The sequence below is a fragment of the Gordonia sp. (in: high G+C Gram-positive bacteria) genome (genome assembly GCF_020438995.1).
In the GTDB taxonomy this organism is placed as follows: domain Bacteria; phylum Actinomycetota; class Actinomycetes; order Mycobacteriales; family Mycobacteriaceae; genus Gordonia.
Map to the genome: position 1 here is coordinate 21805 of NZ_JAGQTN010000190.1, position 17256 is coordinate 39060.

Annotated in this window: 14 protein-coding genes; 5 read left to right on the forward strand and 9 right to left on the reverse strand. The window is 66.0% G+C overall.

Features of this window, described 5'->3' with window-relative positions; all coding sequences use genetic code 11:
- Positions 1-5 precede the first annotated feature (5 nt).
- A complete protein-coding gene (locus KDB67_RS13950) occupies positions 6-854 on the reverse strand; it encodes a mycofactocin-coupled SDR family oxidoreductase (protein ID WP_291016649.1) in 849 nt (282 codons plus the stop codon).
- Between the two features lie 38 nt (positions 855-892).
- Positions 893-2428 (reverse strand): aldehyde dehydrogenase family protein, encoded by a 1536-nt coding sequence (locus tag KDB67_RS13955; protein WP_291016652.1) that lies wholly within the window; start codon positions 2426-2428, stop codon positions 893-895.
- 200 nt (positions 2429-2628) lie between these two features.
- Here KDB67_RS13955 and KDB67_RS13960 point away from each other — a divergent pair, with 200 nt between their 5' ends.
- Positions 2629-3849 (forward strand): CoA transferase, encoded by a 1221-nt coding sequence (locus KDB67_RS13960; RefSeq protein WP_291016653.1) that lies wholly within the window; start codon positions 2629-2631, stop codon positions 3847-3849.
- A 262-nt stretch (positions 3850-4111) separates the two neighbouring features.
- Here KDB67_RS13960 and KDB67_RS13965 read toward each other — a convergent pair whose 3' ends face one another.
- From KDB67_RS13965 to KDB67_RS13985, 5 genes are all read right to left on the reverse strand, one after another.
- Positions 4112-5254: a hypothetical protein gene (locus KDB67_RS13965; protein ID WP_291016655.1), complete on the reverse strand. Its 1143-nt coding sequence runs from the start codon at positions 5252-5254 to the stop codon at positions 4112-4114.
- Positions 5255-5256: 2 nt separating this feature from the next.
- Positions 5257-6390: a phosphotransferase family protein gene (locus KDB67_RS13970; protein ID WP_291016657.1), complete on the reverse strand. Its 1134-nt coding sequence runs from the start codon at positions 6388-6390 to the stop codon at positions 5257-5259.
- 103 nt (positions 6391-6493) lie between these two features.
- On the reverse strand, positions 6494-7693 hold the full coding sequence (locus KDB67_RS13975) for an acyl-CoA dehydrogenase family protein (protein WP_291016660.1): 1200 nt from the start codon (positions 7691-7693) through the stop codon (positions 6494-6496).
- A gap of 34 nt (positions 7694-7727) precedes the next feature.
- Positions 7728-8801, reverse strand: coding sequence for an acyl-CoA dehydrogenase family protein (locus tag KDB67_RS13980; RefSeq protein ID WP_291016662.1), 1074 nt, complete (start codon positions 8799-8801; stop codon positions 7728-7730).
- Complete coding sequence (locus tag KDB67_RS13985) at positions 8801-9658, reverse strand: amidohydrolase family protein (protein WP_291016665.1); 858 nt, start codon at positions 9656-9658, stop codon at positions 8801-8803. Before KDB67_RS13985 ends, KDB67_RS13980 begins: the two co-directional genes overlap by 1 nt.
- A 279-nt stretch (positions 9659-9937) precedes the next feature.
- On the opposite strand from KDB67_RS13985, the gene KDB67_RS13990 reads away from it, so the two are divergent.
- The 4 genes from KDB67_RS13990 (at position 9938) to KDB67_RS14005 (ending at position 15009) form a co-directional block, all read left to right on the forward strand.
- Positions 9938-11611, forward strand: coding sequence for an acyl-CoA synthetase (locus tag KDB67_RS13990; RefSeq protein ID WP_291016668.1), 1674 nt, complete (start codon positions 9938-9940; stop codon positions 11609-11611).
- Between the two features lie 279 nt (positions 11612-11890).
- On the forward strand, positions 11891-12319 hold the full coding sequence (locus KDB67_RS13995) for an OB-fold domain-containing protein (protein ID WP_291016670.1): 429 nt from the start codon (positions 11891-11893) through the stop codon (positions 12317-12319).
- Between the two features lie 3 nt (positions 12320-12322).
- Positions 12323-13471, forward strand: coding sequence for a thiolase family protein (locus KDB67_RS14000; protein ID WP_291016673.1), 1149 nt, complete (start codon positions 12323-12325; stop codon positions 13469-13471).
- A gap of 146 nt (positions 13472-13617) precedes the next feature.
- The gene (locus KDB67_RS14005; RefSeq protein WP_291016675.1) at positions 13618-15009 is read left to right on the forward strand and encodes a hypothetical protein; all 1392 of its coding nucleotides are present in this window, start codon (positions 13618-13620) and stop codon (positions 15007-15009) included.
- A gap of 218 nt (positions 15010-15227) precedes the next feature.
- Here KDB67_RS14005 and KDB67_RS14010 read toward each other — a convergent pair whose 3' ends face one another.
- The gene (locus KDB67_RS14010) at positions 15228-16466 is read right to left on the reverse strand and encodes a cytochrome P450 (protein WP_291016684.1); all 1239 of its coding nucleotides are present in this window, start codon (positions 16464-16466) and stop codon (positions 15228-15230) included.
- Between the two features lie 280 nt (positions 16467-16746).
- A partial coding sequence (locus tag KDB67_RS14015; RefSeq protein ID WP_291016677.1) for an SDR family oxidoreductase occupies positions 16747-17256 on the reverse strand: 510 nt, incomplete at its 5' end.

Below are 17256 nucleotides of genomic sequence, written 5' to 3' on the forward strand. Positions count from 1 at the left end.
GTCGGTCAGCCCTTCCAGGGAATGGTCTTGGCGTAACCGCCTGCATCGATACGCAGCTGCATGCCGGTGATATATCGGGAATCCTCACTGGCCAGGAACACCACCGCATTCGACACATCCTGCGGCTCGATGTAGGGCACCTTGAGCGAATGCATCATCGGGAACACCGGTTTGACGTCGTCGAGAGTCGGGTGTTCGAGGTCGGGGCGGAAGACACCGTACATGCCCTCGTTGTGCAGCATGTCGGTGTTGCAGTTGGTGGGGTGCACCGCGTTGATGCGGATTCCCTTGCGGCCCAGGATCGGTGAGAGGTCGTTGACGTACCGGGCGACGACCTGCTTGGCCAGGCTGTACGCCGAACCGCCCGCACCCTGATTGCCGGTCGCGCCGAGCTGCGCTGCCAGCGAACCGGTCGCGATGATCGACGCCCCCGATTCCAGATGCTGCAGGCTGCCCTGCACCAGGTTGAACACACCCGCGAGATCGACATCGATGGTGTCCGACCACGACTGCAACGGTGCGCGTTTGCCCATCGGGCAGATACCGGCGTTGGCGACGACGATGTCGAGACGGCCGAGTTCGCGCACGCCTTCGGCGACCGCATCCCAGGTCTGGGACCGTTCACGCACATCGCATTCGATGGCGTACGCCTTCACGCCCTCCTTCTCGACAAGATTCACCGTCTCGTCGAGGTCTTCGCGGCGGGCCAGCGGATAGTTGTTGCCCTCGATGTCCTGACAGATGTCGAGCAGGATGACGCTCGCCCCCTCCTTGGCGAGGGCGACCGCATGCGAGCGGCCCTGACCGCGGGCACCACCGCTGATGACGGCGACCTTGTTGTCGAGCTTTCCCATGAATACGGTTCCTTTTTCAGATGAAGCGCTGTTACCGATCAGGACCGTGGCGCCCGGTGGGCGATCGTCCTGGTCTCCAGATATTGGTTGAACCCTTCTGTGCCACACTGACGTCCGACACCACTGGAGCCGAAACCGCCGAACGGGGCGTCGGCCGAATAGAACATGCCGCCATTGACACCGATGGCACCGGTCCGGATTCTGTTCGCAACCGCCAGACCGCGATCCAGGTCGCCGGACAGCACCGCCCCGGCCAGCCCATATGGCGTGCTGTTGGCGATGGCGACGGCCTCGTCGTCGGTATCGAACGGGATGATCACCAGCACCGGACCGAACACCTCCTCCTGCGCGATCGGCGTGTCGGCGCCCACCCGGGTGATCACGGTCGGCTGCACGTAGTGGCCGTCGGCCAGGTGTTCGGGCAGGTTCTCCGGCACCCCACCGCCGAAGACGATCTCGGCACCGGCCTCACGCGCCTGCGCGATCATCGACAGCACCTTGTCCTTGGCGGCGGCGGTGATCAGCGGCCCGGTGAGCACACCGGGATCGGCCGGATCACCCACTGGCGCAAGGCCGAACGCGAATTTGACCTGTTCGATGACGGTGTCGTACAGCGACCTGTGCACCAGCAGCCGCGTGTTGATCGCGCAGCCCTGCCCGGCGTGCTGACAGGTACCCATCGCACCCATGACCGCCTTGCCGGGGTCGGCATCGTCGAGCACGATCAGCGCGGATTTGCCACCGAGTTCGAGGAAGACGCGCTTCATCGTCTCTGCCGCCTCGCGCATGAGATGCTTTCCGACGGCAGTGGATCCGGTGAACGAGATCAGGTCGACCCGCGGGTCGGTGGCGAGAATTCCGGCGACGTCATTGTCGGGGGTGGTGACCACATTGATGACGCCGGCGGGAAAGTCCGTGTGCTCGGCGATCAGCCGGCCCAGCCGCAGCCCTGTCCACGGCGCGTTGGGATCCGGTTTGAGCACAACGGTATTGCCCGCGGCCAGGGCCGGGCCGATCTTGTTGAGGATGACCTCGATCGGATAGTTCGACGGCGTGATGGCCGCGACCACCCCGATCGCCTCCTTGACGACCTTGCGGATATTGCGATCACCGAACAGCCCGCCACCGTCGAGGGTGCGTTCCCATTCGAATTCGTCGACCAGCCGGATCGGATAATTCAGCGCCTCTTGCAGCGGCCAGTCCAATTGAGCGTTGCGCGTGGCCATGTCGGGAGATCCGACCTCGGCGATGATCTCCTCACGGAGGTCTTCCTTCTCCGATTCGAGGGCGGCCTGTAGTTGCGTCAGGCATTGCTTGCGCAGTTCCCTGTTCGACGACCAGTCGGTCTCATCGAAGGCACGGCGGGCGGCGGCGATGGCGGCGCGCATGTCGTCGGCCGTGGCCGCGGCGGCCTCACCGAGGACCAGACCGGTGGCCGGGCTGACGTTGGGGTAGGTGGCACCGCCGGCGGCCTCGATGAGTTTGCCGTCGATCAGCAGCCGTCGTTCGGCACGCTCGGCCACCCTGCGACCGAGTTCGACGCTCGTCGGCGTCTGCACTTCCGTGTCACTCACTTGTCTTCCCTCTCCCGGCGGGTAACCGGCTGTATACGGATACGCTGTGGGACACGGCCTTTCGTGCACCCCGATCAACCCGATGACCTGCGCCAACCGGGCCGTCCAGCGATATTGACAACCCTGACGGGATAGCCAACTGTAACTGCTACAGTATGTACTCTACAAACGTTTGGGAAGCCCGCGAAAGGAATCCACACATGTCCGGTCTGCTCAGCGGAGTCAAAGTCGTCGAACTGGCCTCGTGGACGTACGTGCCATGCGCCGGCGCCATGCTCGCCGACTGGGGTGCCGACGTCATCAAGGTCGAGGACACCAAGGGCGGTGACCCGGCACGCTACCTCGTCTCCGGCGGTCTGCGGCCCGAGGATTCCCGAGTCAACGCCAACGCGGTGATGGAGATCGGCAACCACGGCAAACGCAGCCTGGCCATCGATATCAAGAGTCCCGACGGGCGGGAGATCTTCGGCAAGCTCCTCGCGCAGGCCGACGTGTTCCTCACCAACTGGCTGCCCGGACAGCTCGAGCGCGCGAATCTGACCGTCGATGAACTGCGGAAGTTCAACCCGGACATCATCATCGCCCGCGGTAGTGGCCAGGGTCAGCGCGGTCCGGACGCCAACCGGCCCGGCTTCGACGGCACTTCCTACACCGGCCGGGCCGGCGTGGCCTTCGCCCTGACCCCCGACGGTGTGGAGTTCCCGTTCGCCCAGACCACCGCGTTCGGCGACCTGCAGGGCGGAGCCACCCTCGCCGGCGGTGTGTCCGCCGCGCTTTTCCACCGCGAACGGCATCGTCACGCCGCGATCGTCGACGGTTCGCTGCTGGCGCAAGGCATGTGGGCCGTCGCACCGGATATCGCGATCGCCGACTACTACGGCAACGACGGCGTGCCCAAGTGGCAGGCCGGCGACGCACCCAACCCGGTGGTCAACCGTTACAAGACCAAGGACGGCCGCTGGTTCCAGCTGATGTTCCTGCAGGCCGACCGCTACTGGGCCGACTTCTGCGTGCGCATCGGCCGTCCCGAACTGTCCGACGACGCCCGGTTCACCCCGCTGGCCAACCTCACCGCCAACAAGGTCGAGGCCACCGCCCTGCTACGTGAGGTGTTCGCCGAACGCGATCTCGCCGAGTGGGTCGAGATCTTCCAGGCCGAGACCGGCGCCTGGTGCACCCTGGCCTCACCTGCCGAGGTACCGAACGACCCGCAGGTGCAGGCCAACGGCTACCTGCTCACCCTCACCGACGACAAGGGCGAGGAATTCCACACCGTCGCCGCCCCCGTCCAGTTCGACGAAACCCCGCCCGAGCCGACCCGCTCCCCCGGCCACGGCGAACACACCGACGAGATCCTCACCGAACTCGGCTACGACTGGGACAAGATCATCGACGCCAAGGTCTCTGGAGCCGTCCTGTAAGAGCCTCATCTCGCCGGACCCTTCGAGACGCGGTCGGCTCGCAAGCTCGCGCGACAGCTCCTCAGGGATCAAGATGCTTGGCCGCAACCAAACTTCTTGATCCCTGAGGCCGTTGCGACGAAGCAGCAACGTGCGAACTGCCGACATCTGCCTGGCCGGGACCAAACTTCTTGATCCCTGAGGCCGATGCGACGAAGGAGCGAGGGTCACGAAGGGTCCGGCGACCTTTCGACACCTGACGCCACCACCTCGAACCAAACCTCTACGGCGCCAACGATATCCAGTCCGCAAACCCCGACGGGTCGTGGCGGCCCAAAGCGCCGTGTTCGAACAGGCCCCACCCTTCACGGACGGTCCCATCGGCCTCGGTGCATTCGGCACGACCGACATGGTCGATGACGCCGAACGGGATCCTCCCGGCTACGGCCGGGTCGTTCATGTCGTAATCGACACGGCGGGTGAAGTTCTCGCCGAGCCACTTGCCGTGGGACCAGTCCGGGTCACCGCCGTAACCACCGCCGACGTGGATCGGTGCGCCCAGCAGCGAGGTGATCTCGACGGTGAGCTGGCTGCCGTCCTGGGTGGTGGTCACGACTGTCGCGCCGGTGGGAATCCTTGTGCCCGAGGCATAGTGGACGGTGATCCGCGGCCAGCCCAACTGTTCGATGCGGCCGTCCTTCCATACCCGGGTGCAGTCGTTGAGAATGCGGTAGCCGTCGGGTTCCTCCTGGATGATCAGCACGATCTGGAAGTCGTCAAAGGCGAGTGGGTAGTAGTTCCACCACATGCCCTCGAACGGCGGATCAGCGGGCCGCCCGGCGGGTTCGGGTTCGCCGTTGGGGCGCACACCCCACGACCGGTCGCGGCTGCCGATCCACAGGGCCGGGTCGACGGCGATCTCCTCGCCGTCGATGGTGATCGACCCCGACCAGGTGCCGGTCTGGGCGAATCGCTGGGCGTCGAGGGTGACGCGGGTGCCGGCCCGCATCTTGTGGGTCTGCTCCTGCACTACGTCGAACAGCCCGTTCCATTCCAGATCGACGGCGATGCCCTCGGTGTCGGCGACGGTCAGGTGCAGGCGCCGCAGCGGTTCGGTGACGTCCATCCGGTAGTTGCCCACGTGCGGGTGCAGCCGGTCGTTGTCGATGGCGTCGCTGAAGTGGACGGCATGGGTGAATTCGCCCTTGTCAGTACTGCGCCGGATCAGCACGAACGCGTCCTTCACCCCGAGGATCGGGTAGTAGCCGATCCCGGAGATGAGGAAGATGTTGCCGCTACGGTCGTGTGCGTTCAGATACGACCGGTCGTAGAAGTTCCGGTCGGAGTTGGCGGGCCACGCGATGGGTTGCGGCAGTTGGTGAATGGGAAACTCGTCGGCGGGGCCGAGTCCGTAGGGTGCGGGCATCGTCAGGCTCCTTCCGACAGCAGACGCTCGATCAGCGGACGATGGTAGAACAGTTCCTCGATCTCCTTCGGTGCTTCCATCTCCCCGAAATGCACACGACGCGCCCCGGTGCGCATGAACACCACGCACCATTGCAGCGAGGCGAACACATAGAACCACCGCAGGTCGCCCACCTCGACACCTGTAAGTTCGCGGTAGGTCTGCCGCACATCCTCCTCACGTAGCAGATGCGGCAACCCGCCCATGTTGAGCATGGTCGCGATCTCCTCGAACACCATGTGCGCGAAGATCAACCACGCCACGTCGGTTTCGCGTGGACCGACCCGCGCCATCTCCCAGTCGAGGACGGCCGCGGGAACGAAGTCCTCGTACATGATGTTGCCGATGCGCGCATCGCCCCATGTCACCACCGATTCGCTCGCGGCCACGTCCTCGGGAAAATTGCTCTCCAGCCATTCGATGGCCCGGTCGATGAGTCCGGACCGGCCGATATCGCCGGCCGCGAACTCGTACCAGTCGACGAGCCAGACGAATTGGCGGCGCAGATCTGTATCCCCTTGCGGCATCGTCTCGTTGAGAAATCCGCAGGTTTCGGCCGGGACCGAGTGGATACCCGCGATCACCCGCACCGTCGCATCCTGTAGTGCACGTTGCTGTTCTACCGGTGCGTCGGCCAGCCAGTTGCCGCCGCACGTGTACGGCAGCACGTCCGGCGGCACCACTCCGGCGCATTCCTCCATCAGGAAGAACGGCTCGCCCAGGATGTCGCCGGTGGGTTCGAGGGCGACCACCGTGGGCACCGGGACATCGGTGAGTTCGCCGACCAGACGCATCACCTCGTACTGGTGGTCGAGCCGGTACTGCCGGAACACCGGGACGTCCTGTGCCGCCGGGGCCATCCGGAGGATCCACCGGGCGTCCGGCAGGTCGTCGCCGGGCCAGGACGCCTGCACGGCGATGGTCTCCGACGACATCCCGTTGGCATCCGACGCGCCCGCCGCGGTGACCACCGGAGGTGCCTGAGAGGCGATCACGGTAGGCAGCCACGCCGCGAGGGCGGTCGCCAACTCATTGCTGTCGCGGCTGGAAACCTGGATATGAAAGTCGTCCGCAGTGGGGTCGTTCACCGTGCTCATGCGCACCACCATGACACGAATACGGAGCGGATCACATCATAAACGTGGAAGTTCCGTGCGCACATGGCGCACGGAACTTCCACCTATGTCGCGCAGCGCCCGGTTACGACGCCGCGGGGGCCTTGGGGGCGGCGTAGACCGGCTTGCCCAGACCCAGGATGTACTGGGCGATCATGTTGCGGAACACCTCCAGCGTGCCGCCGTAGATGCCGGTGAGCGGCGACCAGCGATACACGTACTCGGCGCGGCTCAGGTCGGCGCCCGGCTCGTCGATGGGCAGCACCGACGTGGGGCCGACGATGTCCATGAGCACCGGCGACACATCGCGCATCGCCTGCGCCAGGGCCACCCGGCCGAACATGTGCGGCGAGGCGAGGGCCGCCTCGACCTTGGCCAGCGACTGCCCCAGACGCACCGACACCAGCGGGTCGTCGACGCGGCGTGTGCCGTCGGGGCCCTCCTGCGAAACCTCGCGCACCACCGCGTCGGCGGCCTTGGCGACGTACACGCCCTGATGCTGCAGGATCGACACGTCATCGAGGCCATCGATCACGGCGTCGACCACGCCGTGTTCCTTGTTGAGCGGCTCGCGCACCACGGTCCAGCCCTCGTTGACCTCGCCGAGCCGGTACTTGTCGGAGATGCGGACGTCGCTGTAGTAGACGATGTTGGTGCGGTCGCCGTCGACCGTCCACAGCGGCTGGATCTCGACGCCGGGGGTGTCGAGCGGCACCAGAAACATGGTGAGGCTCTTGTGTTTACGGGCGTCCGGATCTGTGTTGGTGATCAGGAAGCAGTACTGGCAGTTATGCGCGCCGGTGGTGAACATCTTGGAGCCGTTGATGACCCAGTCGTCGCCGTCGCGCACCGCCCGGGTCTTGCAGGTCGCCACGTCCGAGCCGCCGTCGGGTTCGGTGTAGCCCAGGCACATCCGGACGTCACCGTCGTAGATGCCCTGCAGAACCTCTTCGCGCAGTTCGGGTTTGGCGAACATCGCCACCGAATGTGCGATCAGGACGGTGGTTCCCCAGGTGACCCAGGGGAATTCGGCCTTGCGCCGTTCCAGATGCCAGATCCGGGATTCGACGCGAGAAAAGCCTCCCTCCCAGCCTTCCGCGCCCTTGATCTCCTTTTCCAGCCAGCCTTTTTCGGCCAGCGCCCGGTGCACACCGATGTCGAAATTGTCGCCGGTGTCGCGGTCGTGTTTGCGCACCTCGTCGGTGACGTGCGTGGCGAGGAATTCGCGAACCTCGGCCTGAAACGCCTTTTCGTCTTCGGTGAGTTCGACTTTCGAGAAATCCATGGTCTTGTCAGTCCTGTTCTTACGGGTCCGGCGCTCAGGCGGATGCTTCTGCGTTTTCGCGGGCGGCGACTTCGCGGGCGGCGGCGAGCTGCGCGACGCGCACAGCAGCGCGGGCCGGATCACCGCCGGCCAGCGGCCAACCCCGGGCTCGAGTCAGATACGCCGTCGCCGCCGCTTCGGTGGACACACCGAGACCACCTTGGGTATGCACCGCGACGATCGCTGACTTGGCGGCCTCATCGGTCATGAATACATAAGCAGCACTGGCTAGTTCGGCGCGGGCATCAGGCTCGTTCTCGAGGAACCAAGCCGCCTTGCGAGCCAGATTGCGTCCGCTCTCGACGGTGATGGCGATGTTGGCGAGCGGATGCGAGACGCCCTGCAGCGACGCGATCGGCACCCCGAGGGTGTAGCGGTTGACGGCGAATTCGGCGGCGATGCGCATCGTCGCCTCCAGCAGACCCACCAGAGCCGACGCGGTGAGCAGCCGCCACTCATCGACGGCCAGCTCGAACGCCCTGACGGCCTCAGGCCCGCTCGCGATGGCGGTGCGCGAGTCGGCGGCGGCCGGATCGACCCATGCCATCGGCAGCTTACCGATATTCTCCACGCGGACCGGCTTGTCCGAGAAGGACAGCCGCACAACATCATCACCTTCGCGGACGATGATCTCATCGGCGATCGCCGCCTGCGCCACCAGACGCTTGCCTGCGGCTCCATTGCTTCCGGCCGCGTCCAGCGCGAGAATCCGCGAGCCGGAGATGATCTCGTCATCACCGGAGAGCGCGCCGAGCCGGGCGAGCAACCGCGCCGACACCACGTGATCGATCCACGGCACCGGCGCGAGCGAGCGGCCCACCTCCTCGGCGATCAGGGTGAGGTCGACGAGCGTCGCACCGTCGCCGCCCTCGGCCTCGCTGACCGCCATCGATGTGGCGCCGGTGGCGATGAGTTGCTTCCACAGCGCCTCGTCGAAACCGGTCGCCTCGGCCGCCCGCACGGCATCGATGGTGCTGTGCGCCTGGAAGAGCTTGGCGAACGCCGTCTGCAGGTCGGTGTGGTCGGTGGTGAGGCTGTAGTCTTCGCGACGGAGTTCGTAGCGATCCATCACTGCTCCTGTTCGTGGTGCTGGGCGTCGGGGGTGGTGGCGAAGAAGAACTCTTGCGCGTTGTTGTACAGATAGTTTTCGAGGACCTGTTCGGGGAGGTCGAGGTTACGTGCCTCGGGAATCACCCTGCGCTGGGACAGAACCGGCCAGTCCGAGCCGAAGATCACCTTGTTCGGCCCGCGGGTGCGCATGTAGTGCAGCAGGCTGTCGGGCAGGCGTTTGGGCGACCACGCAGACGTCATCAGCCGCAGGTTCGGGTACTTGATGAGCATCCGGATCGCCACGTCCCACCACGGGTCGGCGCCGTGGATCATGCACAGTTTGAGTTCGGGGAACCGCACGCACACCCGGTCGAGATGGATCGGGTTCTGCACCTCGCCGGGGATCGGTGGACCGGGGATCCCGGTGTTGATGCAAAGCGGCAGTTCGAGTTCGGCGCACTTGGCGTACAGCGGATAGTAGACGGCATCACCCGGCGGATACTGACCGTAGCCCCAAAAACTCGGTCCCACCGTGGCGTAGCTGATCGGCAGGTCAGCGACCATCGCGGTCAGCTCCCGCAGGTGGGCGACCGGCCGCAGCAGATCGAAACCACCCATCGACATCGTGAACCTGTCCGGGTGCGCCTGCACGGCCTTGACGACGGTGTTGGACGGGTTGGAGATCGAGTTCATCAGGATCGCCTTGCGCACACCCTGCTCGTCCATCTCGTCGAGCAGGGCGTCGAGGTCGACCGGCTCGTACATCGACGCCGCGCCTTTGAAGTAGTCGTCGCGCACGGCGAGCATCCACGCCGGCTGCTGCACTGTCTCGCCGAAGTGGACGTTGACGAGACAGTCGATAACGTTGCGGGGCACCGAATCTCCGATTCTTCCGACTGCGCGCTGGGCTGTGTGCGAACACTCCGTACAGCACGGCACGAAGGCTCGCGAGAACCGTCGACCGCACCGCGATCTCCTATACTGTATACCTATCGGTAGAGCCTTCCGCAATATCGGGCCGCAGGTGCCGGGCAATTTCCGGACGCCACTGTCCCATTGCTGCCGAAAGGCTTACAGTTAGACAGACCGCACAGGTGTGGGCAGCCGATACCCACGCCCACACCCACGCCCACACCCACTGCCGAGGGAGCCGCCTTGAGTGAACTGAGCACCGCACCCGAATTCGCCTTCCCCGAGGTCTTCGACGCCGTCGCCGATGCCATTCCCGACCGCGACCTGGTGATCTTCGGCGATCGCCGCTTCACCCAGCGGGAGATCGCCGACCGCTCCCGGCGCCTGGCCACCTACCTGCGCTCACGCGGCCTCGGAGTACACACCGACCGCGCCGACCTGACCGGCGACCAGGTCGGCCAGGACCTCGTCGGCTTCTACACCTACAACGGCAACGAATACGTCGAGTCGATGCACGCGGCGTTCCGGGCGCGCGTGGCACCGTTCAACGTCAACTACCGCTACGTCAAGAGCGAGCTCGAATACTTGCTCAACGACGCCGCGCCCACCGCGCTGATCTACCACGCCGCGTTCGCACCCACGCTGGCGGACGTACTGTCGCGGGTGCCCAGCCTCAAGGTGCTCATCCAGATCGCCGACGACTCGGGCAACGCGCTGCTCGACGGCGCCACCGACTACGAGCAGGTCATCGCCGACACCGAACCCGATCTGTCTGGTGCACAACCATCCCCCGACGACCTGTACATCGTGTACACCGGCGGTACCACCGGCATGCCCAAGGGCGTGCTGTGGCGGCAGAACGACATCTTCATGGGTGCCTGCGGCGGCCGGAACGTGTACACCGGCGAGGCGGTCACCTCGATCACGGAGATCGCCGAACGCGCCGGCGGCGGCGGAGCACTCAAGGTGTTCGTGGTGCCGCCGCTGATCCACGCCGCCGCCCAGTGGGCCGCGCTCACCGCCAGCACATCCGGTCAGACGCTGGTGTTCTCCGACGTGCCCGAACGCCTCGACCCCGCGGCGATCGCCGCGACCATCGAGAAGGAACAGCCGACGGTGCTGATGGTCGTCGGCGACGCGATCGCCCGTCCGCTGCTCACCGAGTTCGAGAAGGGCGAACGCGACGTCTCCTCGATCAAGATCTTCGCCAACGGCGGTGCGGTGCTGTCACCGCAGATCAAGGAGCGGGCGCTGGCCGTCTTCGATGGCGCGATCGTCATGGACGGCACCGGATCGTCGGAGACCGGTGCGCAGATGACGCACGTGTCGACGGCCGGCGCGGTGTCGACCGGCACGTTCAACCCTGGCACCAACACGACCGTGGTCACCGAGGATCTGACCGGCGAGACCACCGCCGGCGACGGCCACATCGGCTGGCTAGCCCAGCGCGGTCACGTCCCGCTCGGCTACAAGGGCGACCCGGAAAAGACCGCCAAGACCTTCCCGGTGGTCGCCGGCACCCGCTACGCGCTACCCGGAGATCGGGCAGAACGCCTCGCCGACAACACAATCCGGCTACTCGGCCGTGACTCGCAGACCATCAACTCCGGCGGCGAGAAGATCTTCGCCGAAGAGGTGGAACTCGCGATCGCCTCCCATCCGGCCGTCGCCGACGTGCTGGTGACTGCCCGCCCGAGCGACCGCTGGGGCAACGAGGTGGTGGCGATCGTCGAAACCCTCGACGGCGCAGAGGTTTCCGAGGACGACCTCGTCGAGCACGCCGCGTCGTCCATCGCCCGCTACAAACTGCCCAAGGCGGTCCTGTTCCGCGCCCGGATCCAGCGCAGCCCCGTCGGCAAGGCCGACTACCGCTGGGCCCGCGAACAAGCCGCCCTGTCAGCGGAGGCCGACAGCTAGGAGCGCCTCTCACCCGACCCTTCGTGACGAGTCGGCTCGCAAGCTCGCGCGACCCTCCTCAGGGATCAAGAAGCTCGAGGCCGAAGCGACAAAAAGCCAACCACCATCTCGATCCCCGAAGCCGAAGCAACAAAAAGCCAACCACCATCTTGATCCCTGAGGCCGAAGCGACAAAAGGCCGACCACCATCTTGATCCCTGAGGCCGAAGCGACGAAGGAGCGAGGGTCACGAAGGGTCCGGCGACCCGAGACACCTGACGCAACAACCAAGGACGACACATGACACGCATGATCTCCCCCGACATCTCCACCTGGCCCGACGCCGACGTCGCGCTGGTGGGCGGTGTCTGTAACGAAGAAGACTGCGGTGCAGCGGTTTTCCCGATTCAGGAACTGTGCCCGCGATGCAGTAGGGACACCGTGGAGCAGACCACGTTCCCGCGCACCGGCACCCTCATCGCCTGGACCACGCAGGGATTCCTGCCCGGCGCACCGTACCTCGGCGACGAGACCCGGGAAACGTTCACCCCGTTCGGAGTCGGGCTGGTGCAACTCGGCGACGTGATCCGCATCGAAGGCCGGCTGACCGAGAACGACCCGGCGAAGCTGGAATTCGGCGCGACCGTCGAGGTCACTACCTTGCCGCTCGGCCACGACGCCGACGGCGAGGAAGTCCTCACCTTCGCCTTTCAACCGGTAGGAGCCTGACCCATGACCAACGACGTCGCCATCATCGGGGTGGGCCTGCACCCGTTCGGCCGCTTCGAAGGAAAGACCGCGATGGAAATGGGTGTCGACGCGATCCGCGCCGCCCTCGCCGATGCCGGGCTGGAATGGAAGGACATCCAGTTCGCCGCGGGCGGCAGCTGGGAGATCGCCAACCCCGACGCCATCGTCGGCCAGATGGGCCTGACCGGCATCCCGTTCACCAATGTGTTCAACGCGTGTGCCACCGCGGCATCGGCCACCGAGGCCGTCGCCGACGCGATCGCGCTGGGCAAGTACGACATCGGCATCGCGATCGGCCTGGACAAACATCCGCGGGGTGCGTTCACCGTCGACCCGACACTCGTCGGGATGCCGAAGTGGTACGGCGAGAACGGCCAGTACCTGACCACCCAGTTCTTCGGGATGAAGGCCAACCGCTACCTCCACGAGCACGGCATCTCGCACCGGACCCTGGCCAAGGTGGCCGCCAAGAACTACCGCAACGGTGTGCTCAACCCGAACGCCTTCCGCCGCAAGCCGATGGACGAGCAGGCAATCCTGGACTCGCCGATGCTCAACTATCCGCTGACACACCTGATGTTCTGCGCACCCGACGAAGGCGCGGCGGCGGTCATCATGTGCCGTGCCGACCTCGCGCACAAGTTCACGTCCAAGCCGGTGTTCGTCAAGGCCGTCGAGGTGCGCACCCGCACCTACGGTGCGTACGAGGTCAACACCACCTACGCACCTGTCGCCGAGGACGTTGCGCCGTCGGTGTACGCCGCACGCGCCGCGTTCGAGAAGGCCGGCATCGGTCCCGAGGACGTCGGCATCATCCAGCTTCAGGACACCGACGCCGGCGCCGAGGTGATCCACATGGCAGAGGCCGGATTCTGCGCCGACGGCGACCAGGAGAAGCTCATCGCCGACGGCGCGACCGAGATCGGCGGTTCGATGCCGGTCAACACCGACGGCGGCTTGATCGCCAACGGTGAGCCGATCGGCGCGTCGGGGCTGCGGCAGCTGCACGAGCTCGTCCACCAGCTGCGCGGCACCGCCGGCGACCGGCAGGTTCCAGGCAACCCGACGGCGGGTTTCGCACTCCTCTACGGCGCGCCGGGCACCGCCGGCGCCACCGTCGTCAGTCTGTAACCTCTGAGTCTTTGGTCCCCGCTGATTCCGCCGAACGGCGTTTTCCGACGGCTGTGACGGGGGCGGTCAGATCCGGATGGGGTGAACCCGGCCTCCCCTGGCGCGGGCGCCGTGAGAATGTCGCCCGGGCCTGATATCCATGACTGATGACCAAGTGGTGGAGCGGGGCCGGACCCCGATCGAAGGTGTCCGCCGTCATCGCCGGTGTTCTCGTGCTGATCGGGATCTACCTGTGCGTGCTGGCGGTGGGGCCCGGGCTGCGGCCCGATGGCTGGGCGGGCTGGTTCGGTGAACCCGGGTCGTGGCCGACGGCACTGATCGTCGTCGCGCTTGCCGGGCTGGCCGTGTGGTTGCGCTTGTCCGAGAGTGGCCGCCGGACCGCGGGATCGGCAGTCACCCTCGTGGCCGCGACCGGCGGCGTGTCCCTGGTGCTCGGTCTGGCCAGCTTCTGGCGCTGCCCCACCGACCAGGTGCCCGGTGTCGGTTCGCTGGCGTCGACGCTGGCCCTGTTCGTGGCCGGCGGCCGGGCCCCCGCCGACGGCTCCGCGGCCTGCATGCAATCCCCGGTCGCCTACGACCTCGCCCGCGCCGGCGGCGTCCTCGTCGTCCTGACACTGCTGGCGGGCGTGGTGTACACAGTGTTCAGACCGCAGTTCGACCGCGCCGCGATCCGGTTCGCCAAGTCGCTCACGGTGGTCGACGGCATCGATGATCTCGGTGCGCTGGCAGGCATCGCCGCCACCGCCCGCGAATCGGGGTCGACGCTGGTGCTGATCGACCACGGCACACATCCCGACGCGGTGCGCATGGCACGATCCGCCGGCGCCCGTATCACCACCGATCCTGACCCCGCGGGTACGCTGTCGGCGTTGCATCTGCTCAGCGCCGACACCCAGACCAACCTCGTCCGCCTCGCCGGTCACGACGCCGCGATGGGAGATCCGGACTCGCCGGTCCCCGTCTCGATCCGTATCGATGATCCGTGGCAGGCCGAGATGTGGCGCCGCAGCCAGCCCGTGTTCGATCCGGTCCGCTGGCAGCCCGAGGTGATCAGCCGCTATGAGGCGACCGCCGGGCGCATCGCCGACGATCTCGCGACCAAAGCGCCGACCACCGTATATGTATGCGGCACATCGCAATTGACGTTCGCCGTGTGTGTCGCCGCCGGCCGCATCCCCGCCGCCGAGGGACGCCGGGTACCGCGGCTGTGTGTGGTCGCCCCCGACGGCACCGGATTCGCCGCCGACGTCACCGCGTTCACCGGGCCGCGCGGCAAAGGTGCGGCCACCATCAGTTCCATCGACGCGGACCCGTCGATCGAGAAACTGACCGGACTGATCACCGCGCGCGGCGGTGACTGCGCGATCGTGCTGGCCGAGGACGCCGACGCAGCCGCGGCCATCCGCCTGGCGATCCGCTATCCGGCGGTGCCGATCTACCGGGTCACCCCCACACGCAGCGCGTCCGCCGAGCGGACACCCGCCGAAACCGCCCCCCACACCGCGGGCCTGATCACGATGCCCCTCGCCCTGCTCTGACCCGCTCCCCTCGACCACCGCCCCGCCGGTTGAGTCTCCAGAGCTCTTTGCCCCGACGGAAAACCGACCCCTTTCGCCAGCTATGAGGCGTGAGGTCGCCCGGCGACCGAGCCTGGCAAACCTCGTAGGAGAACATTGTCGTCTCACCAGGTTTCGAGGCTCGTGGGCTCGCACCTCAACCGGCAGCGGGTCGCCTTCCCGTCAGTGCGAACGGCAGGTCAGGCGAGCACGCGGGTGGGTACGTTGTTCCAGCCGGCGACATTCTGCATCGTCACCCGCTTGCAGTTGGCTCGGTCGACCTCGAAGCGCGGCATGAAGTCGAGCATCATGTCGAGGGCGATGGAACTTTCGAGCCGGGCCAGCGCCGCGCCCAGACAACTGTGCAGGCCGTAACCGAACGCGAGGTTGGGTGCTTCCCGAAGGTTACGGTTGATGTTGAACACATCGGGATCTGTCCATGCCTCGGGGTCGAGGTTGGCCGAACCGATGAGCAGGAAGATCGGCTTACCGGCGGGGATGGTGACCCCGTGTAGTTCGATCTCCTTGGTCAGGTAGCGCACGTTGTACTGGTTGGGCGAGGAGATCCGCAGCAGTTCCTCGACGGCGTCGCCGATCTTGCTGCGGTCGTTGTACAGCTCCTGCCACTGATCCTGGTGTTCGCTGAAGATGACGCCGGCGCCGCCGATCAGTTTGGCGACCGTTTCGGCTCCGGCACCGCCGAGGAGCGCACCGAACATCGCGATCTCGATGTTCGACAGCGACGGCGGCTGATCGTCGGTGCGCTCCACCCGCGCTTCGATCAGCCTGGAGATCATGTCGTCCTGCGGCTCGTCGCGGCGCTTCTTGGCCAGCGCGTGGTAGTACCTGGTGATCGCGATGACCGCCTTGATGCCGCGCTCGTCGAGCTCCACCTGACCGACGTCCCGGTACAGCAACTCGTCGGTCCACACCCGGACCTGGGTGCGCTCGTCCTCGGGCACGCCAAGCATGCGCGAGACGATGTCGATCGGAAACAGTGCCGAGAAGTCCTGGATGAGGTCGAACTCGGCTTTACCCTTGTTCTGATTCAGGTAGAACCCGATGCGGTCGGTGACCATCTCCCGCAGACCCGCGATGGCGCGCGGTGTGAACACCTTGCTGACCAGGCTTCGCATGTAGCGATGCTCGGGTGGGTCGAGGGTGATGATCGACTTGAAAGCGGCGTCCTGGCCGGTCCGGACCGCCGACAGGTCGACGCCCTTGGCCGAGGAGAAGGTCTCGTAGTCGCGATAGGCGGGTGCGACGTCGGCGTGCCTGCTCAGTGCGTAGAAGTCGTACTGCTCGTTGTAGTAGACCGGAGCCTCTGCACGCAGGCGCGCGTAGATGTCCTGGGCGCCGTTGTAGAACTCCATCGAGAACGGGTCGAACTCCACCGCTGTGGTCGCCTGGGTCACTGTTTCCTCCTGCCACCCGCGCATTCCGGCTGTCGTCTGCGCTCGGATCGCCTCATTCATCGGGCCTACCCCAAATAGTACCGTAAGCCTTACGATAAAGATAACAGGTCGGAGGTCCGTGGTGGTTGCGAACGTCGGTTTCTCGCGGTGGCGACGTCATGCACGCACCTCACCGGACCCTTCGTGACCCTCACTCCTACGTCGCTTCGGCCTCAGGGATCAAGATGTCTGGTCGCGGCCGACAATCTTGATCCCCGAGGAGCCGACTGCGTCACGAAGGGTCCGGCGAGATAGCCGCCTGACGTCAGCGGTAGGTGAAGCGCTGGGCACCGTCGATGCGGATGACCTCGCCGTTGAGGTAGGTGTTCTCCAGCAGGTGCTGCGCGAGGGCGGCGAATTCGTCGGGCTCGCCGAGCCGCTTGGGGAACGGGATGTTGGCGGTGAACCGGGCCAGCATCGCCTCGCCCACACCCTTCATGATCGGGGTGGCCATGGTGCCCGGCGCGATCGAGTTCACCCGGATTCCCACCGAGCTCAGGTCGCGCGCACTGGAGATCGTCAGCCCGATGACGCCGGCCTTGGCCGCACCATAGGCGGCCTGACCCATCTGGCCTTCGTAACCGGCGATGGAACTGGTCATCACAACCGCCCCGCGCTCGCCGGACTCCTTGGGATCGAGCTTGGCGATCTCGGCCGAGGCCAGACGCAGCACGTTGAACGTGCCGACCAGGTACAGGTCGATGGTCTTGGCGAATACGGCCCGATCATGCGGGCTGCCGTCCTTGTTGACGATCTTCTGCAGCGCACCATAACC